This window comes from Paenibacillus castaneae (genome assembly GCF_002884445.1).
GTDB lineage: Bacteria > Bacillota > Bacilli > Paenibacillales > Paenibacillaceae > Pristimantibacillus > Pristimantibacillus castaneae.
Window position 1 is genome coordinate 2,714,881 of record NZ_KZ614144.1, and the last position, 17,414, is coordinate 2,732,294.

The 17,414-nt window shown below is 46.8% G+C and carries 12 protein-coding genes; 11 read left to right on the forward strand and 1 reads right to left on the reverse strand.

Translation table 11 applies throughout. From position 1 onward, the window contains the following. Window positions 1-95: 95 nt before the first annotated feature. Entirely contained in the window at window positions 96-896 is an 801-nt protein-coding gene (locus tag CEF13_RS11835) for a carbon-nitrogen family hydrolase (protein WP_102710870.1), read from the forward strand. 2 nt (window positions 897-898) lie between these two features. Here CEF13_RS11835 and CEF13_RS11840 read toward each other — a convergent pair whose 3' ends face one another. After that, window positions 899-1,792: a LysR family transcriptional regulator gene (locus CEF13_RS11840; protein WP_102710871.1), complete on the reverse strand. Its 894-nt coding sequence runs from the start codon at window positions 1,790-1,792 to the stop codon at window positions 899-901. 163 nt (window positions 1,793-1,955) lie between these two features. Here CEF13_RS11840 and leuC point away from each other — a divergent pair, with 163 nt between their 5' ends. From leuC to CEF13_RS11890, 10 genes are all read left to right on the forward strand, one after another. Further along, entirely contained in the window at window positions 1,956-3,371 is a 1,416-nt protein-coding gene (leuC, locus tag CEF13_RS11845) for a 3-isopropylmalate dehydratase large subunit (protein WP_102710872.1), read from the forward strand. Window positions 3,372-3,399: 28 nt separating this feature from the next. Continuing rightward, the gene (gene leuD / locus CEF13_RS11850) at window positions 3,400-3,999 is read left to right on the forward strand and encodes a 3-isopropylmalate dehydratase small subunit (protein WP_102710873.1); all 600 of its coding nucleotides are present in this window, start codon (window positions 3,400-3,402) and stop codon (window positions 3,997-3,999) included. 158 nt (window positions 4,000-4,157) lie between these two features. Then, window positions 4,158-5,561 (forward strand): N-acetylmuramoyl-L-alanine amidase, encoded by a 1,404-nt coding sequence (locus tag CEF13_RS11855; RefSeq protein ID WP_102710874.1) that lies wholly within the window; start codon window positions 4,158-4,160, stop codon window positions 5,559-5,561. A 19-nt stretch (window positions 5,562-5,580) separates the two neighbouring features. Then, on the forward strand, window positions 5,581-6,117 hold the full coding sequence (locus CEF13_RS11860) for a GerMN domain-containing protein (RefSeq protein ID WP_102710875.1): 537 nt from the start codon (window positions 5,581-5,583) through the stop codon (window positions 6,115-6,117). An 81-nt stretch (window positions 6,118-6,198) separates the two neighbouring features. Further along, entirely contained in the window at window positions 6,199-8,685 is a 2,487-nt protein-coding gene (locus CEF13_RS11865; RefSeq protein WP_102710876.1) for an S-layer homology domain-containing protein, read from the forward strand. A 161-nt stretch (window positions 8,686-8,846) separates the two neighbouring features. Beyond that, window positions 8,847-9,542: an endonuclease III gene (gene nth / locus CEF13_RS11870; protein WP_102710877.1), complete on the forward strand. Its 696-nt coding sequence runs from the start codon at window positions 8,847-8,849 to the stop codon at window positions 9,540-9,542. A gap of 5 nt (window positions 9,543-9,547) precedes the next feature. After that, window positions 9,548-9,820: an NAD/NADP transhydrogenase alpha subunit gene (locus CEF13_RS11875; RefSeq protein WP_102710878.1), complete on the forward strand. Its 273-nt coding sequence runs from the start codon at window positions 9,548-9,550 to the stop codon at window positions 9,818-9,820. A gap of 11 nt (window positions 9,821-9,831) precedes the next feature. Next, window positions 9,832-13,506, forward strand: coding sequence for a dynamin family protein (locus CEF13_RS11880; protein WP_102710879.1), 3,675 nt, complete (start codon window positions 9,832-9,834; stop codon window positions 13,504-13,506). A 294-nt stretch (window positions 13,507-13,800) separates the two neighbouring features. Beyond that, window positions 13,801-15,588 carry an ABC transporter ATP-binding protein gene (locus CEF13_RS11885; RefSeq protein WP_102710880.1) on the forward strand — a complete coding sequence of 596 codons (1,788 nt, stop codon included), beginning with the start codon at window positions 13,801-13,803 and terminating at the stop codon, window positions 15,586-15,588. Further along, complete coding sequence (locus CEF13_RS11890) at window positions 15,588-17,411, forward strand: ABC transporter ATP-binding protein (RefSeq protein ID WP_102710881.1); 1,824 nt, start codon at window positions 15,588-15,590, stop codon at window positions 17,409-17,411. The genes CEF13_RS11885 and CEF13_RS11890 overlap by 1 nt, the downstream gene beginning before the upstream one ends. The last annotated feature ends 3 nt before the right edge of the window (window positions 17,412-17,414 follow it).

Consider the following 17,414-nt stretch of genomic DNA (forward strand, 5'->3'; position numbering starts at 1 on the left):
TGGGAAAGGCTTCGTACTTACGGTTCCCATCTTGACACAGAACCATGAGACGGTATGATTAGGAAAAAATTAATTTATATTTGGAGGAAAAGCGAATGAATAACAAATTGCGGCTTGCATTGCTGCAAATGCATATAGAAGCGGGTAATCCTGAGGCCAATTTTGCGAAGCTAAATGAGATGCTGGAGGAAGCGGTTAACCAAGATGAGAAGCCGGATGTGATCATGTTCCCTGAAATGTGGAATACCGGCTACGCGCTGACAGAAATTCAAACCATCGCAGATTCACATGGGGAGCGCACCCAATCCTTTTTGTCTGCTTTCAGCAGAAAGCATGGGGTTCATATCATTGGCGGATCTATTGCAGAGGTGAAGGAAGGCGACGTGCTCAATACCATCTACGCCTTCGATCGCAGCGGAAATGTAGTTGCTGATTATTCAAAAATTCACTTATTCCGTTTAATGGAAGAGGAAAAATATTTAACAGCAGGAGACAAGCTTGGCAAGATCAATATAGAAGGCACAGAGGCCGGAATGATGATTTGTTATGATATCCGCTTCCCTGAGCTCGCCCGCAAGCTGGCACTGGATGGGGCAAAGCTGCTGTTTGTACCGGCAGAATGGCCGCATCCGCGCCTGCACCATTGGCGTACCCTGCTTACAGCTCGTGCCATTGAGAATCAGATGTTCGTTATTGCCTGCAATCGTATGGGAACGAGCGGGAATTCTAATTTCTTCGGCCATTCCATGGTTCTTGATCCATGGGGCGAGGTCGTTGCAGAAGCTGGCGAGGAAGAAACAATCCTATATGCAACAATCGATTTAGCGCTCGTTGATGCGGTTCGGTCGAAAATTCCGGTATTTGAAGACCGCAGGCCTTCGATTTATAATGCCTAGCTTTATCTGAAGTTATTAACGGTTTTGTTCAAGGTCTGAATGAAAGCATCAGCTGCTTTGGATAAATATCTGCCCTTGCGGCTTGCAATAACGAGCGTTCTTGTCGGTTTAGTCGTCAAGGTCAAGTAGGTAGGTGTGAATTCAGAACCTTCTGCACGAGTTAGCATTTGCGGTACTAAAGCAATTCCCATGCCGGCTGCAACTAAGGATTGAACGGTTTCGATATTGCTGCTTTCGAATACGATTCGGGGCGAGAAGCCGGATTGCTCACATAAGTCGACAGTAATTTGACGGAAGCCTTGTCCTCGTTTGAGTACAATGAAGGGCTCCTCCTGAAGCTCAGGAAGGTCGATCGAGCCTTCACGCGAGGCAAGTGGATGCTGATTGGGAACAGCCAAGCAAATTTCTTCTTCCATAAAAGGCTCCCATGCCAGCGAGCTGTCTATAAGCGGGAGGGAGAGCAGACTTATATCTGTACCGCCACTTGCGGTAAGCTGTTCCAGCTTGGCTGTTGTATCCTCCACGAGAACAATTTCGATTTGCGGATACTGAGCACCGAATACAGGCAATACAAGGGGCAATATATGTGATCCGGTAATCGGCAGCGTGCCAACTACGAGACGTCCGCGCCGCATCTGAGCCATATCATCCATTTCTTGCTTCAACTGCTCGACGCCATCGAGTATTGCTTGCGATTTATTGACAAACACTTGGCCTGCTTGCGTTAATTCAACGGAATTGGTCGTTCGGCGGAACAGCAGCACGCCAAGCTCCTGCTCCAGCTTCGAGAGCTGCTGGCTAAGGGAAGGTTGTGCAATATGCAGCTTCTCCGCTGCTCGTGAAAAGTTTTTTTCTAATGCGATCTGAATAACGTAATTGAGCTGTCTAAGTTCCATGAGTAGGAGCTCCTTTATTGATAGAGTTGTAATATTATATTTCGTTATAGTTATTATCTATAGACCTTATAGATATTATATCTTGGATCAATGAAGAAGGAAATGCTATAGTAGATTCAGTTAAGAAATGCAGAAGATTCAATGAAACGATGGGGTGAATTTAATGGCGAAAAAAACAATGTTTGAGAAGATTTGGGACAATCACGTCATTCATCAAGAAGAAGGAAAACCAAGCGTTATTTATATCGACTTGCAGCTCGTGCATGAGGTTACGTCGCCGCAGGCTTTCGAAGGCTTGCGTCTATCTGGCCGTAAAGTCCGCCGTCCGGACCTAACGTTCGCAACGATGGATCATAACGTACCGACTAAGGATCGTTTCAATATTACGGATCCGATTTCCAAGCAGCAAATTGATACTCTAACTCAAAACTGTAAAGATTTCGGCGTTACGCTGTTTGATCTGGACAGTATTGATCAAGGTGTCGTTCACGTAATGGGGCCTGAGCTAGGACTTACTCATCCCGGCAAAACGATTGTTTGCGGAGACAGCCATACTTCAACTCACGGTGCTTTCGGCGCCTTGGCATTTGGTATCGGTACGAGCGAAGTAGAGCACGTTATGGCTACTCAATGCTTGCAGCAGTCGAAAGCAAAAACGCTTGAGGTTCGCTTCAACGGCAAACGTAAACCAGGCGTAACGGCAAAGGATCTTATTCTTGGCGTTATTGCGCAATACGGCACTGACTTTGCAACAGGCTACGTTATTGAATTCACTGGTGAGGCTATTACAAGCTTGACTATGGAAGAGCGTATGACCGTTTGTAACATGTCCATTGAAGCGGGAGCTCGTGCCGGACTAATTGCACCGGACGAAACGACATTCAATTATCTCCGCGGCCGCCAATACTCGCCAGCTAACTTCGAGGAAGCGGTTGAGGCTTGGAAGCAGCTTACTACGGATGAAGGCGCAGAGTACGATACAGTTGTTCATTTCGATGTAGATGCTCTTATTCCGCAAGTAACTTGGGGAACTAGCCCGGGTATGGGAACAAACATTACAGCAAAAGTTCCATTCCCTGCTGACCTGCCTACTGAAAATGAGCGCAAAGCAGCTGAAGCTGCGCTAGAATATATGGATCTGAAGCCAGGTACGCCAATGAACGAAATCGAAATCGATTATGTATTTATTGGATCATGTACGAACGGCCGTATTGAAGACTTACGCGCTGCCGCTGAAATTGCTAGAGGCCACAAAGTAAGCGATCGTGTAACGGCAATTGTTGTTCCGGGCTCGGGACGTGTCAAAATTCAAGCTGAGAAGGAAGGCTTGGATAAAATTTTCACAGAAGCAGGATTCGAATGGCGCGATGCAGGCTGCTCCATGTGCCTTGCTATGAACCCGGACGTTCTGAAGCCGGGCCAGCGCTGCGCATCCACTTCTAACCGTAACTTCGAAGGCCGTCAAGGCCGTGGTGGCCGTACGCATCTAGTATCGCCTGCAATGGCAGTAGCCGCAGCGGTAAAAGGCCACTTCTACGATGTACGCGATTGGGAAATTAAATCCGAAGTGTTGAACTAATTGAACGTGAGAGAGGGGTATATAAGGTATGGAACCGTTTAAACAATTTACAGGCATCGTCGCCCCGGTCGACCGGGTCAATGTCGACACTGACGCCATTATTCCTAAACAATTTTTGAAGCGCATTGAGCGCAGCGGCTTTGGTCAATTTCTATTCTTCGAATGGCGTTTTCACGAGAATGGTGAAGTAAACGCAGAATTCGAACCAAACAAGCCGCGCTATGAAGGAGCATCTGTGCTCGTATCCCGTGCAAACTTTGGCTGCGGATCATCACGTGAGCATGCACCTTGGGCTATTCTTGATTATGGTTATAAAGTTATCATTGCACCGTCATATGCGGACATTTTCTATAACAACTGCTTCAAAAACGGCATTTTGCCTATTAAGCTTAGTGAAGAGCAAGTGGAAGAGATTTTCCAACGCACTGCGAAGCATGAGGGCTATAAGCTGAATGTTGATTTGGAAAACAAGCAGCTTACGGATGATCATGGTTTAACTATTGCATTTGATCTTGATGAGCATCGCCGTCAGTTTTTGCTGCAAGGTCTTGACGATATCGGCTTGACGCTTCAGCATGAGGATAAAATTACAGCTTACGAGAAAAAGCATGCGGCTCGTCTTGGCTAATTTACACATTTAATAAGAGGACAGTCCAGCCGGCTACGGCGGATTGTCCTTTTTTTCCTATAAACGCAACTTTTTCTGACAAGCTGCGTCTATATTGACGTCTGTATTAGTCGAATGCACTCATTCGATGCGGGCAATATCAGTCATCGAGGTGGGAAATGAAGAAATTTGTATCCATTATGTTGTTTATGTCGGTATTTTTCACGATGTTCACCGCTGTAGGACATGCTGCAGAGGTCGTCCCCAAGCTTTATTTGAATGGTCTGTTGTTAAAATCGGAAGTCGCTCCGCAAATTGTTAATAATTCAACAATTGTTCCGATGCGGACGATATCAGATGGATTGGGCTATCAAATTAGTTGGGACAACACAGCCAAAACGGCAACGGTCATTAATGGGAAGGACGTTATTAAGCTTAAGCTGAATGACAACAAAGCTCTTGTCAATGATCAATCCGTACTGATGGATACGCCAATCATGGTTGTGAAAGGAAAGACGCTGGTTCCGCTGCGCTTTGTCGGCGAGCAGTTCGGACTAAACGTAGAGTGGAAGAACACGGAGAAGGAAGTACATATGTACGAGAAACCAGCCGTTTCTATTCCAGAAGAATCAAGCGGCACGATTACTGATTTTTCATTCGACGGCGCCAACAGCGTCACCATTCGTTATGAAGGCACAGTGAAAACAAACAAACCGATGTATCTCGAAAATCCGAAACGGATCGTTTTTGATTTTCCGGCAACAAACTATTCGTCTAGCTTGTCCTCCTTATTCTTGAATGGACAAGTAGAGGTTTCCGTAACAGACAGCACGTATTTAACGGGCTATCGGTATTCCCTTTATTCCAAATCGCCTGACATTGCTCGGGTAGTGTTTCTAATCGGCGATGATACAGGCTATACATTGACGGAAAACTTAGGCGAATTCCGGCTGGATTTCATGTCTCTTTCCGAATTGCCTGGGGATGGGGATACTTCAGTGAAACCGCCAGTTATTACTGACCCGGTGACTCCGCCTGCTAACACAGGAATATTAAATGTTGTCATTGATCCAGGACACGGAGGATCTGATCCCGGTGCGAAAAGTATTTTGAATCGCTGGGAGAAGGAATTCACATTAAGCGTCGGATTGAAAATGAAGACTTTACTGGAGAAAGAGTCGAAAATCAAGGTTCATTTGACGAGAACAGGCGATACTTATCCAACTTTAGAAGAACGAGTTCAATTCGCGAATGCGCTTAAGGCTGACTTGTTTTTGTCTATTCATGCTAATTCTGCCGCAGCCACAGTATCAGGCACAGAAACGTATTATTATCGCGACAACAGCTCTGCATTAGCTGGAATTATTCATAAGCATTTAATTTCTGCGACTAAGATTAAAGATCGCGGTGTTAAGACAGCCGCTTATAAGGTTATTAAAGATACGACTATGCCAGCCGTATTGATCGAAGCTGGTTTCCTAACGAATACTTCAGATGCAACTATGCTTTATAATGATGCATCTCAAACGAAAATTGCGACAGCGTTGGTAGCAGGAATTAAAGAATTTTTAAAAGTAAATTAGAAGGCAGGTGTTCAGTGTAATGAAAAAATTCAAAGCACAGGGGCTGCTTGCTGTTTTCGTTCTATCTGCAGCGATTGCGGGCTGTGGCGTGCAAGGAAAGCCTGGAAACCAAACGGGAAGCGCAATTAATGAGCCTTCACCATCTCCGGTAGCGACTGCGGCGCCAAAAGAACGCGAGGCTATTATATATCTAACCGATACAGAACTAGTTGAAACAGTAGAGAAATCAGTGAAGCTTACTTATGAAACGGATAAGGATCTTGTAGAGGCAGCGATCGCCGCGCTGCAGCAGGATGCTGGCGATCATACAGCATCTTTATGGCAGCCAATTGAAGTGAATTCGGTTGAGCTGGCTGATGGCAAGGTCACTCTGGATATCCATTTGCCGGATGAAGCAAGACTTGGTGCTCCAGGTGAGCTATTCGTTATCGACACCCTTCAAAAAACATTGTTTCAATTCGAATTTGTACAAGCTATTGAATTGTTAGTTGATGGTGAAGAGACTGAAAGCTTGATGGGACATGTAGAGCTGGAACACCCAATGAAGAAACAATAAGACAACGATCATGATGACTTCAGAAGCGGTTATTTTTGCTGCTTTTGAAGTCATTAAAAAATTTCAGGGGGAAAATCATCTATGACATTGAAAAAGACAAGCAAACAAATCGTAATAGGCGCTCTTGCTGTATCATTAATTGCAGGCAGCGGCATGGCTATTCCTGGAAATTCTGTTGCTGCTGCAGCCGCTTTGACGACCCCGTTTACAGACATAAGCATTGGTCATTGGGCGGAGAAGCATATCGCAAAGCTCGCCCTGCAAGGCATTATTGAAGGCTATTCTGCTGCAGGCAATACATATATATTTAGTCCGAACAAAAGCGTCTCGCAAGAAGAGGCCGTGCTTATGGCGCTCCGTTTTGCGGGATTAGCCAATAAAGTAGATAAAAACAGCAGCGTTGGATTTCCGGATTCTTTTAAAGTAAGCAATTATTTCAAATCCTATATTTTGTTGGCATTTCAAGAAGGATTACTGGATCAGAGCGAAGAGTATGATCTAGCTTCCAAGAATACGAAAGTGGCTTGGGGAACAAAGCCTGCATCACGCGAATGGGTAACGAAGCTGATGGTTCGCGCTATCGGCAAAGACAGCGAAGCTGTTAGCATGCAGAATGCGGCATCCACTTTCTCTGATGCGGCTCAGGTTAACTCGCTTTACAAAGGGTATGTTAACCTAGCATCAAAATTGGAGCTTGTAAAAGGCGTAACGACAGTGAAATTTGATCCAAAAGCTGATGTGAATAGAGCAAGCCTAGCAACCATGTTCAGTCGCGCTCAAAAGCTTTACCCTGTTAATTATGAAGGGCAAACGAGTGGGATTGTGTCTCGTATTACGGATACATCTCTAACTGTCTACAGTGATAAGAAAGAAACAACTTATGCGATTGGTTCGGATACTTTGTATTATCATTATAATTCAGAGACCCCCATTACGAAGCAGCAGCTTCTCGAATACGGTGATATAACCGTTATCGCCAAAGACGGAAAGGCATTGTATGTTGAGGTGCAGGGCGACAAAGCCTATTCCAAAACATGGACAGGTACACTTGATCGTGTAATTCCATCTGAAAAGAAGCTGTATGTTTGGGTAGATAATAAGCCGGTTGAAGTGAATTATAATGATTCACTTGTCGTTGTCGACACTGAAGGCAAAGCGATTGCCTTAAATGCAATCAAGAGAGACAGTCAAATCAGCATTGTTCAGGATACTTTCCGTGAAACGCCAATGGCTCTGAAAATCATTGCATCAGCACAGTCGAACTCGACTGTTGCTGCAGGTACATTCTATGGTACGGACGGTGAGCTGATTACGATAAAAGAGGGTGCAAACCTGCTCTCTAAATTTATGGCCAACACCGTAACGGTTGAAATTAATGGAATAGCTGCTGCATCGATTTCTGATTTGATCAAAGAAGCGGATGAGGTTGAGCTGACGCTCAACGCAGATGATAAAGTAACAAAAATTAAAGTGACTAATCGAAATGCGAAATCGCTCGCTGGAGCTCAAATCATAAGCTTCGTATACGATAAAAAACTGTTGACGATTGTAGATGCAAACGGTGCGAATGCGCAGGCATTATATTTCAACGATCGCACCAAAATTGAATATAGCGGCAATGCGATTTCTCTATCATCTGCTGCTAGTTTGCTAACTCAAAACCGGAAAATTGTCATTACGTATACTGGAAATTCAATTGTATCCTTGCAGTTTGTAACCAAGTATGTCGGAACATTAGTTTCATTGAATTCTGTTTCTAATTTAATTACTTTAAAAATTGATGGCGGAGCGAACGTTTCCTTGCCATATAATGCAGCATACGTTGAGGTTGCGGGTTTAACCAATGCTTCTTTCAGTGATCTGAAGGTTGGAGAACTGTTAACGCTGGAGCTGAATGCGAATCAAGACCGGGTATCGACCATTAAAGCAAATCGCAATATTCAATACGAGGTTATTTCCATTGATACGATAAATAAAAGGCTTCGTGTGAAAAATAATACAACGGCTGCTTTTGATTTGCCGGTTCTGAATTCAGAACTGATCAATGAAGCTGGCGCTAAGTTGACCATCGAACAGATTTTGCCAGGTACGATTGTTGATGCGACTTATTTAGGAACTCAGGCTACAACGGTTAAAACGGTTGACGTCACATTTGGCCGCATACAGTCCGTATCTAAAAACAGTGTTGCCATAATGAATATAGCCGGACAATCTATTGTTTATAATGAAGATAAAGGCTTCGTTATTAATAAGGGAACTACGCAAGGAGCGGATACGAGCCTCTTAACGGTAGGCGATTACGTTGAAGTCATTAAAACGAATGACAACAAAATTCAATTTACGGCTGCTGTAGGTGAAAGCCGCGTATTCACAAGCTATGATGCAAACGCGGGTCAAATATGGACAGAGAAGGTTACTAGCTCTGATAACCGAAATTATTTCAATGTAACGAGCAGCACCAAATATACGCAAGGCGGAAATGCGATATTAATTTCCAATTTCAAGGCTGGCGATGCCATTACGGTGTACAGCTTTAGAAACAATGCTGTTGCGATTGTAAAGCAATAAAAAGAGAACCAAATTTAGGGAAATGGCCTCAAGATATTTATATTTTGTGAAAAAACTGCCCTCAGGGGCAGTTTTTTTATAGAATATGCTTGATTTCGGTTGCTAAGCGTGACAAATTTCGCTACACTTTGAACGATAGTGTTAGATTAGGGGAGAGGACGATGAATGCGAAACAGAAAATGCGTCATGTGCTGGACATAATCGCGGACATGTTTCCAGATGCGCACTGCGAGCTAAATCACGGCAATCCATTCGAGCTTACGATCGCTGTGCTCTTGTCTGCGCAATGTACGGATGAAACAGTTAATAAGGTGACGGCGACTCTATTTCAAAAATATAAGCGTCCCGAAGATTACTTAAACGTCCCGCTTGAGGAATTGGAGCAGGATATTCGCCGCATCGGTCTGTTTCGAAGTAAAGCTTCCAATATACAAAAGCTATGCCGCATTGTAATTGATAAATATGATGGGGCTGTGCCTGAAAGCCATGAAGGTCTAACGGAGCTGCCTGGGGTTGGTCGCAAGACAGCAAATGTCGTAATGTCAAATGCGTTTGGTGTTCCCGCCATTGCAGTCGATACGCATGTGGATCGCGTGTCTAAGCGATTGGGGTTCGCAAAGGAAACGGATTCGGTGCTTGAAGTTGAGAAGAAGCTGATGAAACTCGTCCCGCGCGAGGAATGGACGCTGACACATCATAGACTTATCTTTTTTGGTCGATATCATTGTAAGGCACAAAGCCCGCAGTGTCCGATCTGTCCGCTGCTTGATTTGTGCAAAGAAGGAAAGCTACGTATGAAGCCAGGATTTAAAACAAAAAATAAGAGCATGAAACCTAAAATAGCCAATGAAGGATGATGAAGATGAACTGTATTTCCGTGTACACAAACAATTTTGAGCTTTTTTCTGACATTTACGAGCAAGTGCTTGAATCACCACCTGAGGAGCATGAGGATTTAGTCGTTGAAGGCATCACTGTAAGCGGATCAGGCGATGTGCCGGATCAATACATTGAGCGTATGCGCATTAAGCCAGAGGTTGTTGTTATGAGAGATAAGCAGCGTAATATTATGATCCTTCAACACGGCAATGTATTTGAAATTTGCATGCCGTCTAATGAAGTGGAAGCCGTTTAAGGAGCAGCCAGATGACTGAAGTGACGGTGCAAAGCATAGCGGGAGCTATATTCGAGGCAGCTGGCATCATGCAAGCTGCTGGAGATACATTACATGCAAAGCAAGCACAAGAACTTGACAGTAAGCTGACCGATGGTCGGCTTACTGTTGCTTTTTGTGGACATTTCTCGGCGGGTAAATCAACCTTAATCAATCGGTTATGTGGGGCAAAGCTGCTGCCTTCCAGTCCGATTCCGACAAGTGCGAACGTTGTTTCGATTCGAGGCGGTGAACGGGCCTATGCGGCTGTCGAGATTATGCGCGACGGCGCTGCGGTCAACGCCGAGGTTCCGATCGATGAGCTGGATCGCTATTGCGTAGACGGCGAACAATTTACTTCTGTATCTATTATTTATCCTAGCGATACGTTGGGGAATCATACGGTGCTGCTTGATACGCCGGGAATTGATTCAACCGATGACGCGCACAGAATGGCCACGGAATCGGCGCTGCATCTTGCTGATGTCGTGTTCTATGTGATGGATTATAATCATGTGCAATCCGAAATTAATTTCTCATTCGCGAAGCAGTTGAAGGATTGGGGAAAGCCCTTATACTTTATCGTTAATCAAATTGACAAACATCGTGAGCGGGAGCTTACATTCGCAAGTTATCGCAAGAGCGTTGAGGATGCGTTCCATGCTTGGCACTTGGAGCCGGCAGGGATCGTATATTTGACTTCGCGCGAGCCGGAGCATCCGCATCAGGAATGGGAACAGCTGCTGGAGCTGCTGAATCAATTGAAGGAGCTTCGAGAGCCGCTTTGCGCGTATAGTGTTGACGCATCGCTGCGGCAATTGGCAGCGGAGCATGTGAAATGGCGCGATCATCACAATGAGCCTGAACGTGATCGGCTGCTGGATCTGGCTGGAGGAGATGAACAAGCTGCTCTCATAACGAGTGAAATAGCTGGATTACGATCATTTATTAGCAAAGTTGAGGAACAGAATGAAGTTTATCGTGCCAACTTAAGCAAAGAGCTTCAAAAGCTGCTCGACAATGCCAATATAACGCCTGCGGGTTTGCGTGATTTGGCTCAGTCCTTCCTAGAGAGCCGTAAACCAGGTTTTAAGACTGGCCTTTTGTTCGCGGGGGCTAAGACAGCGGCTGAGCAGGAGCGGCGCTTGCAAGTATTCCGTGAGGAACTGAACAGCCTGATCAGCGCATCTATCGATTGGCATGTGAAGCATCTGCTTCGGGTCGAGGCGGAGCGTATCGGCTATGATGGCGAGAAGCTGGAAGCAGCTTTAGCTAGTGAGCTGGCCTGGCTGCCTGAGTCTGACTGGCTCGTGGAGCGTGTCAAGGCTGGAGCAGTCATCGGGAATGAATATACGATGACGTATTCCCGCGATCTGGCCGCGGATGTGAAAGGGGTTTATCGTCAGCGCGCGCTTGAGCTGATTGATGCGCTGACAGAGTTCGCCACGGCGGCGGGCGAAGCAGAAGCCGCACGGGCGCGAGAGCAGCTTGCGGCGCTTGGCGCGCAGGCTAATGCTCTTCATGCGCTCGCAGCGCTGACAGAGCAAGCTGCGCAGCATGAGGCGCGGCTGGCAGCTGCGATGCCGCATGCGCCGGCAAGGCCGGCCTTGCCGGCGCCGGGCGAAGCACCGGTGCGGGGTGCCGCTGCTGCGGCAGCTGGCGAAGCCGCTGAAGCGGCCAAGGCTGTGCGAGCGGCGGCGAAGACGCGCGCGAGCGGCGGCATGGGCGCCGCTGCCGGAAGCGCTGCCGCAGGGCAGAGCGCTCTCGGCGGCGGAGCCGCACTTGCGCAGCAGCACCGCGCAGCGGCGCGCTTAGCGAGCGCGGCAGAGCTGCTGGAGCCGCATGCGGCGATGGCGGCGGCTGCGCAGGCTATGCAGGGCAAAGCTAAGCGGCTGAAGGACAGCCGCTTTACGATCGCGCTGTTCGGCGCCTTCAGCGCCGGCAAGTCATCGCTTGCGAACGCGCTGATCGGTGAGCCGGTGCTGCCGGTCTCACCGAATCCGACGACCGCAGCGATCAACCGACTCGTGCCGCCTACGGCTGAGCACGGGCATGGCACCGCACGCATCGTGATGAAGTCGCGCGCGGCTATCGAGGACGATGTGCGCTATTCATTAGCGCTGCTCGGCGAGGATGCCGCTGCGACTAAGCTTCCGGACGCGGCAGCGCTAATGCGGGCGATTGACCGTCTGTCCCCCGATTCTATCGTGGCTGGCGGCCGTCCGCATTACAGCTTCCTGCGCGCAGCCCGTGCTGGCTGGGAGCAGCATGAAGCGCTGCTCGGTCAGCAGCTGTCGGTGGATCAAGCAGAATACGAGCGATATGTAGCGGAGGAATCACGTTCTTGCTTTGTCAGCGAAATCGAGCTTCATTACGATTGCGCTCTAACCGCGCAAGGAATTGTGCTGGTGGATACGCCGGGAGCGGACTCTGTCAATGCGAGACATACAGGAGTAGCCTTTAATTATATTAAGAATGCGGATGCCGTCCTGTTCGTAACATATTACAATCACGCGTTCTCCCAAGCGGATCGACAGTTTCTGATGCAGCTAGGACGGGTGAAGGATCAGTTTGAGCTGGACAAAATGTTTTTCCTAGTCAATGCCGCTGACTTAGCAGCTGATCAGGAAGAGCTTGAAGGCGTGTTAAAGCATGTGGAATCGAATCTGCTGCAGCATGCGATTCGCAATCCCCGTCTGTTCCCTGTATCAAGCCTTCAAGCGCTTGACGGGAAAGTTGATGGGAATGCAGAGCTGCTGGAGCGTTCGGGTATTGAAGCGTTTGAGCAATCTTTCCTATCCTTTATTCAGAATGATCTTGGACGACTTGCAATCGATGCGGCGGAACAGGACTTGCAGCGTGCAGCAGCTACCTTAGCCGGCTGGCTAAAGAGCGCTGAAGGCAATGCCGCGGTGAGAGAAGCTGAGCTTGCTGAGCTTCATCTAGCCGTGAAGCAAGCCGATGAGAGCATAGCCGCCTTGCAAGGCGGAATGATGCCTGAGCAGTTAAAGCAGGAGCTTAGCGAGCTTCTATATTATGTCGTACAGCGGCTTCAGTACCGCTTCGGCGAGTTTTACAATTTGGCATTTAATCCTTCTTCTCTGCAGGATGACGGACGTGATTTGCGCAAAGCGATCTGGACCTCCTGGTTGGAGCTTCAGCGTTCCATCCAGCATGAGCTCGCACAGGAAATGCTTGCGACGTCTCTGCGCATGGAGAGGGGCGTACACACTTTGCTTGGGAAGCAATATGACAGCACCGCGAAAGGGCTTGAAGCTTCGATTGCTTCATACAGTGCTGTGCCATATACAGCAGCAGCGCTCCCTACTCCCGATGAACCAGCAGCATGGGAAGCGGACACGATTGATGCCAAGCTACTGTGGAGCCGATTTAAATCGCCTCGCCATTTCTTCGAAAGCGACGGCAAAGCCTTGCTTCGCAAGGAGCTGGAAGCTCTTCTTGCTCCTTCATTGAACAGCTGGATAGGTGAGCAAACTCTTCTTTGGACGGCTCTATATGAAGATATATGGAAAACAGCCGCTTACGGAGCTGGAAACCATCTGAAGAAAGATATGCTTGCTTATGCGGAAGGCAAACGAAATTCACTTTCGGGCACCGCTAATTTGGAGGAATTGAAACAGCTTTATACGGCGTTCATTGATCTCTAAATGTAAACGATTATCAAACATATGATCTCATTTAAAGCTGAATGCTTTTGCAGGGAGTAGTTGCCTTGCAAAAGCATTTTTTTATATTGTGTGTTTCTGTGCAAAAAGTGAGCAATTGGCACATATATGTCACGATTCGTGACCAATTGGGAGTAATACCCTCTTTCATTTTCCAATTCGGCAGTTTAAGCGGTTTCACTCACATATATGCATATTTATACCGTTTGCTCCACCTGACCGATGCTGATAATATTCATTCATACTTATAAAATAGATATGGGGAGATGGATTTACTTGGACGTATTAAGGCAGTTGAAAGCATTTTATTGGGCGGAACGAAAAATTATGTTCTCCTCGATCATTTGCTTAATGTGCGCGACGGCGCTCGGACTTGTCTATCCGAATTTACTTCGATATTTAATCGATGATGTAATTGGGCCAGAGAAGTATGATTTGGTTCCGATGGTCGCATTAACCGTTGTAGTAGTTGTTTCATTTAAAGGATGTATGCAGTTTCTGCATGGATTTTTTGGAGGACGTCTAGGCAATAAGGTTGCATATCGTATGCGTAATGCTTTGTACGAAAAGCTGCAAACATTGTCCTTCCAATACTATGACAAAGCGAAGACGGGCGATCTCATGTCTCGCTTGACAGCAGACTTAGAGGGTATTCGGAACTTTATCGGCTTTGGCTTTGCACAAATTTTGAACATGGTGCTCATGATCGTGTTCGGCGGAGCAATGATGCTGTACATTCATTGGCAGCTTACACTCATTACGCTCGTAACGATTCCAATACTGGGTTACACGGCGGTTCGCTTCGAGAAAAATATTCATCCTGCATTCCGCGAAATGCGTCAAGCCATGAGTAATTTAACAACAGCGGTTCAAGAAAACATTACAGGCGTTCGCACAGTTAAGTCATTTGCGCGTGAAACGCACGAGGTATCCAAGTTTTCGGTGCGAAGCGAAGCTTATCAAACGAATCAGGTCGGCGCAGCTAGAATTTGGGCGAAGTATTTTCCAATTATGGAGCTTGTCGCAAATTTAAGCGCTGTCATCCTGCTTGTAGTTGGCGGTATTCTCGTCATTAATGAATCTCTAAAGCTGGGCGAATTCGTCGCGTTTTTCAGCTTGATCTGGTATATTATTGGACCGATGTGGGGCCTTGGCTTTCAAATTAACAACTACACGCAGTTCAAGGCGTCAGGTGAACGAGTTCTAGGCCTTCTGAACGAGCATGTCCATGTCAAAAATATAGAAAATGCGATTGAACTGAACAGCGACAGTGTGAAGGGGCATGTCCGCTTCGATCATGTTACGTTCAATTATCCGGACAAATCACCTGCACTAACCGATATTGTAATTGATGCGCCTGCTGGCTCGGTCATCGGGTTCCTTGGTGCGACAGGCGCAGGGAAATCGACGATCATTCAATTATTAATGCGTGCCTACAATGTTAAAAATGGCAAAATCACGCTTGACGGCATTGATATCCGCAACCTTGATGTCGCCAGCCTGCGTCGTATAATTGCTCCTGTATTCCAAGAAACGTTCCTGTTCTCAGCGTCTATCCGCGACAATATTGCTTACGGCATTCGCGATATTACGGATGAGAAGATTGAGCATGCAGCTAAGCTCGCGAAAGCACATGATTTCATTATGGAGCTTCCGCTTGGCTACGATACGATTGTTGGCGAACGAGGAATGGGGCTCTCAGGAGGCCAGAAGCAGCGGATCGCCATTGCAAGGGCTTTAATTAAAAACCCTCGGATTCTTATCCTGGATGATGCGACAAGTGCGGTCGATATGGAAACCGAGCATGAAATCCAAGCAGGCTTCAAGGAGCTTATGGCAGGACGTACGACATTTATTATCGCGCACCGCATTTCGTCGCTTCGCCATGCAGATGAAATTATCGTGCTTGACGAAGGACATATCGTACAGCGTGGAACGCACGCCGAATTAATCGTGCAGCAAGGACCTTATCGTGAAACTTACAACATTCAATATGCAGACTATCCGCTTGATGCAGCCACTCCGGCCTTGCAAGCGCATGTTCGGAAAGGGAGTACTATATAATGAGCGCAAGCAGCAAAGCTAAGGCTACGAATAAGAATGCACGCTTCATCTACCAGGATGACGAGCTGATCGAAAAGCCGTTTAACTGGGGGCAATTACGCCGCTTATTTATGTACATGAAGCCTTATACGAAGGAATTACGGCCGGTTATCTTCATGATGATTCTAGGAACGATGACTCGACTCGGCGTACCTGCGCTTGTCATTCTAGCGATTGATGAAGCGATTGCTCCTAAGAATGGAGATACAAGCATACCGAAGCTGATCACAATTGGATCGCTCATGCTCATTCTATACATTATCCAATGGGCGTCCAACGCGTACCGTATCAAGCACACAAGCATTATCGGCCAAAAGGTTATTTATGATTTAAGAAATCATTTGTTCCAGCATATTCAGAAGCTGAGCTTTCGCTTCTATGATAAGCGGCCAGCCGGCTCGGTGCTCGTTCGGGTGACGAATGATGTTAATGCACTGCAGGATCTGTTCACGAATGGTGTTGTCAACCTTCTCATGGACTGTGTCCAGCTGCTCGGTATCGTTATTATATTGCTTGTATGGAATTTCAAGCTCGGACTCGCCATTATGATTACAGTTCCGCTTATGTTCCTTGTATCGACGACGCTGCGCAAAAGAATCCGTACTGGTTGGCAGGATGTTCGGATGAGGCAGTCTCGGATCAACTCTCACCTGAATGAGAGCATTCAAGGCATGAAGGTTACACAGGCATATGTGCAGGAAAGAGATAATATGGGCTTTTTCGATCATATGAATACAGATAATCTCAAGTCATGGAACAGAGCCTCAGCGCTTAACCAAACATTAGGCCCAGTCATTGAGATTACAGCGGCTATCGGTACGTTTATCCTATTCTGGTACGGTACTCATTTGATTCAAGTTGGGGCGATCACAGTAGGGCTGCTTGTTGGTTATGCGAACTACATCGGCAACTTCTGGGACCCTATCAACCGTTTAGGACAAATGTATTCACAGCTTCTCATTGCAATGGCTTCATCTGAGCGCATATTTGAATTTATTGATGAAGAGCCGACTGTAGGCGAATTAAACAGCGCGAAAGCCTTGCCGAAAATTAAAGGCGATGTGAAGTTCGACGACATCGTATTTGAATACGAGAAGGGCAGACCAGCTCTCAAGCATGTGACGATAGATGTCAAAGCGGGACAATCGATAGCGCTAGTCGGCCATACTGGCTCCGGTAAAAGCACGATCATTAACCTGCTTTGCCGCTTCTATGATCCGGTAGAGGGCCGCGTCCTTATTGACGGCATTGATATTCGCGACATAACAATTGAAAGCCTGCGCTCTCAGGTCGGCATCGTTCTGCAGGATACCTTTATTTTCTCGGGTTCAATTCGGGACAATATCCGGTACGGAAGACTGAACGCTACTGATTCTGAGATTGTAAAAGCAGCACAAGCGGTAAATGCGCATGACTTTATTATGGGTCTGCCTGACGGCTATGACACGCAGGTTGAGGAACGGGGCAATGTGCTTTCCATGGGTCAGCGTCAACTGCTTTCCTTCGCTCGTGCGCTGCTAGCCGATCCGCAAATTCTAATTCTAGATGAAGCAACGGCAAGCATTGATACCGAAACAGAGCTGAAAATTCAAGAGGCGCTCAAAATATTGCTAGCCGGCCGTACTTCGTTTATGATTGCACATCGTTTGTCTACGATTCGCCATGCGGATGAAATCATTGTGCTCGATCATGGTCAAATTGTTGAACAAGGAAATCATGAATCATTGATCGCGCATCGCGGTGTTTATAACGGCTTGATTGAAGCGCAATACCGTTTTGTTTAGAAA

Bases quoted from the DNA above. Each gene is read 5' to 3' on its own strand.
- CEF13_RS11835 (WP_102710870.1), top strand. From the start codon at position 96: ATGAATAACAAATTGCGGCTTGCATTGCTGCAAATGCATATAGAAGCG.
- CEF13_RS11840 (WP_102710871.1), bottom strand. From the start codon at position 1,792: ATGGAACTTAGACAGCTCAATTACGTTATTCAGATCGCATTAGAAAAA.
- leuC (WP_102710872.1), top strand. From the start codon at position 1,956: ATGGCGAAAAAAACAATGTTTGAGAAGATTTGGGACAATCACGTCATT.
- leuD (WP_102710873.1), top strand. From the start codon at position 3,400: ATGGAACCGTTTAAACAATTTACAGGCATCGTCGCCCCGGTCGACCGG.
- CEF13_RS11855 (WP_102710874.1), top strand. From the start codon at position 4,158: ATGAAGAAATTTGTATCCATTATGTTGTTTATGTCGGTATTTTTCACG.
- CEF13_RS11860 (WP_102710875.1), top strand. From the start codon at position 5,581: ATGAAAAAATTCAAAGCACAGGGGCTGCTTGCTGTTTTCGTTCTATCT.
- CEF13_RS11865 (WP_102710876.1), top strand. From the start codon at position 6,199: ATGACATTGAAAAAGACAAGCAAACAAATCGTAATAGGCGCTCTTGCT.
- nth (WP_102710877.1), top strand. From the start codon at position 8,847: ATGAATGCGAAACAGAAAATGCGTCATGTGCTGGACATAATCGCGGAC.
- CEF13_RS11875 (WP_102710878.1), top strand. From the start codon at position 9,548: ATGAACTGTATTTCCGTGTACACAAACAATTTTGAGCTTTTTTCTGAC.
- CEF13_RS11880 (WP_102710879.1), top strand. From the start codon at position 9,832: ATGACTGAAGTGACGGTGCAAAGCATAGCGGGAGCTATATTCGAGGCA.
- CEF13_RS11890 (WP_102710881.1), top strand. From the start codon at position 15,588: ATGAGCGCAAGCAGCAAAGCTAAGGCTACGAATAAGAATGCACGCTTC.